The sequence below is a fragment of the Sinorhizobium sp. CB7 genome, assembly GCF_041357635.1.
Taxonomy (GTDB): domain Bacteria; phylum Pseudomonadota; class Alphaproteobacteria; order Rhizobiales; family Rhizobiaceae; genus Rhizobium.
The window spans coordinates 1-300 of the sequence record NZ_JAULLL010000085.1; the positions used below are offsets into that span (position 1 = coordinate 1).

Here is a 300-nt window from a genome sequence, read left to right on the forward strand (position 1 = left end):
CGACCGACCAGATCGGTGCTCTGAGCTCCGCTCAGGCTGAAGCGCTGAGCTCGGCGCAGGTGGCGGCACTCACCTCGACGCAGGTAGCAGCTCTGGCCTCGGAAGATATCGCGACCTTCTCGACAGCCGACATCGCTGCGATGACAGCCACCGCCCTGTCGGGTCTCTCCACGGCCAATGTCGCGGCCCTTTCCACCGATCAGACCGCAGCACTGAAGACCGCCCAGGTCGCGGCGCTGAAGTCTGACCAGATCGCAGCCCTCACCACCGACCAGATCGGTGCCCTGAGCTCGTCCCAGA

1 protein-coding gene is annotated in these 300 nt (G+C 65.7%); it reads left to right on the top strand.

The genetic code is table 11. The annotated features are described in order from the left end of the window. The coding region (locus AAE029_RS36280) for a hypothetical protein (protein ID WP_371077775.1) at positions 1–300 on the top strand (300 nt) is incomplete at both ends.